Here is a 4,992-nt window from a genome sequence, read left to right on the forward strand (position 1 = left end):
CGCGACACCCGCCCCTTACGGTGTGCGGGAAGCGGCGTTGTTGTTTGAAGGGCTGTTGCCGGCCGGGTGGGTCGCCCCCATCCAGTCGGCCTGCCAACCGCCGCCCATGGCCTGGATCAGCGCGATTGCCGCGGCCTGGCGATTGACCTGAAGCTGCACGAGCGCGCGCCGCGCGCTCAGTGCGGCGGCCTGCGCCTGCACCACGTCGGTGTAGCTCACCTGCCCCGCGCGATACCGGTTGAGCAACTGCTGCTCGGTCTTGTCGGCCGCTGCCGTGGCCTCGCGGCGCAGGCCTTCCTGCTGCGCCAGCGTGGCGCCGCTGGTCAGCTGGTCTTCCACGGCCTGGAACGCGGCCAGCACGGTCTGCCGGTAGCGCGCCACGCTGGCCTCGTGGCCGGCCTTGGCGGCATCGACGCTGGCGCTGATCGCGCCCGCATCGAACACCACCTGCGCCACCGACAGGCCCAGCCCCCACAACGTGTTGGCCGCGCCGAAGAGGTCTTTCACGCGGCTCGCGTTGCTGCCGACCGAGGCCGTGAGCGAGATGTTCGGGTAGTAGGCCGAGCGCGCCACGCCGATCTGCGCATTGGCCGCGGCCACCGCGCGCTCCGCCGCCGCGATGTCGGGACGGCGCTGCAGCAGCGCCGAGGGCACGCCGGTCGGCACGCCGGGCACCGTGGGCGTCCAGCGCGCGGGCGGCAGGCTGAAGTCGGCCGGCGCCACGCCCACCAGCATCGCGATGGCGTGCTCCAGCGTGGCGCGCGTGCGCTGCAGGCCCACGCGGTCGGCCTTGGCGTTCACCAGTTGCGTCTGCGCCTGCAGCACGTCGGTCTGCGCGGCAATGCCGGCGGCGTAGCGGTTGCTCGTGATCTCGAAGGCGCGCTGGTAGCCGAGGATGGTTTCGTCGAGCAGCACGATCTCGGCGTCGGCCTCGCGCAGCGAGAAGTAGTTGGTGGCCAGGTCGCCGACGGCCGACAGCCGCGCCGAGGCCAGGTCGGCTTCGCTGGCTTGGGCGTTGGCCTGCGCGCTGTTCACGGCCTCGCGCAGGCGGCCCCACACGTCGGGCGTCCAGCTCGCGCCCAGCGTGGCGCCGAAGGTGTTCGACGGGCTGGCCGAGGCGTTGCCGCCCACCGTGCCCGAGCGCTTGCCGCTGCCGTCGAAGGACACCGACGGGAACAGGCCGGCGCGCTGCTCGCGCACCAGTGCCTGCGCCTGCGTGTAGTTGGCGACGGCGGCGGCGATGTTCTGGTTCGACACCTGCACGCGCGCCGCGAGTTCGTCGAGCGTGGCATCGCCGAAGAGCTTCCACCACTCGCCGCGGTCGAGCGCGTCGGCCGGCGCGGCGGGCAGCCAGCCGTCGGCGGCGGGCTGTTCCTTCCAGCCGGCCGATGCCGCCGACTCGGGCACCTTGTAGGCCGGGCCCACGGCGCAGCCGGCGAGCACGGCGGCCAGCGCGAGCGTGCTCAGCGCGAAGAAACGGCGTGAAGGGCCGATGGAAGAAAAGGAGGCATTCATGGTCATGGGTCTCAGACGGCCGGGGCGCGGCTCAGCGCGTGTTCGTTCTTGCCGCGGCGGCGCAGCTTGTCCAGCAGCAGGTACACCACCGGCGTGGTGAGCAGCGTCAGCAGCTGGCTCGCGATGAGCCCGCCGATGATCGCCACGCCCAGCGGCCGGCGCAGCTCGGCGCCCTCGCCGAAGCCGATGGCCAGCGGCAGCGCGCCGAGCGCGGCGGCCAGCGTGGTCATCAGGATCGGGCGGAAGCGCAGCAGGCAGGCCTCGCGCACCGCCTCGAGCGGGCTCAGGCCGCGCGAGCGCTCGGCCTCCAGCGCGAAGTCGATGATCAAAATGGCGTTCTTCTTCACGATGCCGATCAGCAGGAACACGCCGATCAGCGCGATGATGGAAAACTCCATGCGGAACATCAAGAGCGCCAGCACCGCGCCCACGCCCGCCGAGGGCAGCGTCGAGAGCACCGTCACCGGATGCACCAGGCTCTCGTACAGGATGCCCAGCACGATGTAGATCACCACCAGCGCCGCCACGATCAGCATCGCCTGCTGCCCCTGCGACTGCTGCGCGCTCAGCGCGGTGCCGGCAAAGGCGCCGCGCACGTTGGTCGGCATGGCGATGTTGGCCTCGGCCTTGGCAATGGCCTCTCGCGCGTCGCCGAGGTTGGCGCCCTCGGCCAGGTTGAACGAGATGGTGGTGGCGAGCTCGCCGTCCTCGTGGCTCACCGACGTGGCCACCGACTGCTCCTCGAACTTCGCCACCGCCGACAGCGGCACCAGCGCGGTGGCCGTGTTGCTCAGCACGTTGCCGGTTGAGGCGTTGCGCGAACCGGCGTTGGCCGACACCGGCACCGTCGCGGCAGCGGCGCTGGCGGAGGCCGTCGTGCCGCCCGTGGACGCCGTGGCCGCCACCTGCGTGGTCACCGCCTGCCCCGCGACCACCGAGGTCTTGGTGGCCGGCACGTACACGTCGCGCAGCGCGTTCGGGCTGCGCGTGTAGCCCGGCGCCCATTCCATCACCACGTGGTACTGGTTGAGCTCGGTGTAGATGGTGGCCACCTGCCGCTGGCCGAAGGCGTTGTACAGCGCGTTGTCGATGGCGGTGGAGGTGAGCCCCAGTCGGCGCGCGCTGTCGCGGTCGACCTTGGCCACCGTCTCCACGCCGTTCTGGTCCTGGTCGGTGTCGATGTCGGTCAGCGTGGGCTGCTGCTTCATCTCGTCGGCCAGCTTCACGGCCCAGGTGCGCAGGTCGGACAGGCTGTCGCTCTTGAGCGTGTACTGGTAAGTGGAGTTGCTGGAGCGTCCGCCCGAGCGCACGTCCTGCACCGGGCCGAGGAACACGCGCAGCCCCGTCACCTGCGCCAGCTGCGGGCGCAGCCGCGCGATCACGGCCAGGCCGCTGTCCTTGCGCTGGCTGGCCGGCTTCAGGTTGACGAACATGAAGCCGCCGCCCGCGCGCCCGCCGCCGGTGAAGCCCACCACGGTGTCGACCGCCTCGTCCTTGCGGATGATGTCGACCACCTCGCGCAGCTTGGCGCCCATGGCCTGCGACGAAATGCTCTGGTCGGCGCGCAGGCCGCCGTTGAGCTGCCCGCTGTCCTGCTGCGGGAAGAAGCCCTTGGGCGCCGCGCTGAACAGGTAGACATTGAGCCCCACCACCGCCAGCAGCACGACCATGACGATCGCCTTGCTGTCCAGCGCCCAGTCGAGTGCGCTCTCGTAGCGCTTGAGCATCCAGTCGTAGCTGCGCGCCGCCGCGCGGCCGAAGCGGCCTTGCGGCTTGTTCTTGTCGTGCTCGCCGCCCGGCTTGAGCATCCACGCGCACATCATCGGCGTGGTGGTGAGCGAGATGACCAGCGAGATCAGCACCGCCGCCGACAGCGTGACCGCGAACTCGCGGAACAGCCGCCCCACCTGCCCGCCCATGAACAGCAGCGGAATGAACACCGCGACCAGCGACACGCTGATCGACAGCACCGTGAAGCCCACTTCCTGCGCGCCGAGCAGCGCCGCCTTCATTCGCGACATGCCCGATTCGATGTGGCGGCTGGTGTTCTCCAGCACCACGATGGCGTCGTCCACCACGAAGCCCGTGGCCACGGTGAGCGCCATCAGGCTCAGGTTGTTGAGGCTGAAGCCCAGCAGGTGCATCACCCCGAACGTGCCCAGCAGCGCCACCACCGTGGCCACCGCCGGCACCACCGTCGCACGCACGCTGCGCAGGAACAGGCTGACCACCAGCACCACCAGCAGCACCGCGATGACCAGCGTCATCTCCACCTCGCGCAGCGAGCTGCGGATGGAGTTGGTGCTGTCCGAGGCGACCTGCAGCGTCACGTCCGGCGGCAGCTGTGCCTGCAGCTCGGGCAGCAGCGCGCGCACGTTGTCGACGGTCTCGATGATGTTGGCGGAGGGCTGGCGCGTGATCAGCACGATGATCGCCGGCTCGCCGTTGAACAGGCCCAGCGTGCGCGTGTCTTCCACGCCGTCGATCACGTCGGCGACCTCGCGCAGCCGCACCGCCGCACCGTTGCGCCAGGCCACGACCATCGAGGCGTAGTCGCTTGCGCGCAGCGCCGGGGTCTGGGTGTAGATCTGCAGCTTGCGGCCTTCGCCCTGGACCATGCCCTTGGGGCGGTTCGCATTCGACGCCTGGATGGCGGCGCGCACGTCTTCGGTGCTGATGCCGTAGCGGTTGAGGGCGAAGGGGAGCAGTTCGATGCGTACCGCGGGGAGCGAGCCACCGCCGATCTCTACGTCACCTACGCCGTCTACTTGAGACAGGCGCTGGCTGACGATGTTGGAGACGGCGTCGTAGATCTGGCCTGGGGTCTTTGTCTTGGACGTGAGGGCCAGGATGATGACTGGGGAGGCGGCTGGGTTGGCTTTGCGGTAGGTCGGGTTGCTTCTTAGCGTGGCGGGGAGGTCTACGCGGCTGGCGTTGATGGCGGCTTGGACTTCTCTTGCGGCGCCGTCGATGTTGCGGCTCAGGTCGAATTGCAGCGTGACTCGGGAGGAGCCTACCGAGCTGGTGGACGTCATTTCGTTGACGCCTGCGATCGTGCCCAGGTGTCTTTCTAGTGGCGTCGCTACGCTGGTTGCCATCGTCTCTGGGCTGGCTCCCGGGATCGAGGCTCTTACTGAGATGACTGGATAGTCGACTTGGGGTAGCGGGGAGACTGGTAGGACAAAGAACGCGGCTATGCCTGCCAGGGCGATGCCTATGGTTAGCAGGACTGTGCCTATGGGGCGGCGGACGAAAGGACGCGACAGGTTCATCGCCGTGCCTCGTTTTGCTTCCCGAGGCCGGGTCTCGGCCCGGCGGCCGACCTACTTTTCTTTGCTTCGCCAAAGAAAAGTAGGCAAAAGAAAGGCGACCCTGCTGTCTGCGTCCCTACGCTTCGCTTCGGGCAACCTGCGGTGCTCGCGTTTCGCGGGGTCTCGCCCAAACTCGCTTCGCTCAAACAAGGGCGAGCCCTGATCC

2 protein-coding genes are annotated in these 4,992 nt (G+C 69.3%); both read right to left on the reverse strand.

The genetic code is table 11. The annotated features are described in order from the left end of the window. Nucleotides 1-15: 15 nt before the first annotated feature. Nucleotides 16-1,515, reverse strand: a complete 1,500-nt coding sequence (locus AC3WQR_RS31455) for an efflux transporter outer membrane subunit (RefSeq protein ID WP_492745952.1) — start codon at nucleotides 1,513-1,515, stop codon at nucleotides 16-18. A gap of 11 nt (nucleotides 1,516-1,526) precedes the next feature. Beyond that, on the reverse strand, nucleotides 1,527-4,787 hold the full coding sequence (locus AC3WQR_RS31460; protein WP_307637592.1) for an efflux RND transporter permease subunit: 3,261 nt from the start codon (nucleotides 4,785-4,787) through the stop codon (nucleotides 1,527-1,529). Nucleotides 4,788-4,992: the final 205 nt, after the last annotated feature.

Source organism: Variovorax sp. FW305-3-2-15-B-LB1 (assembly GCF_058787635.1).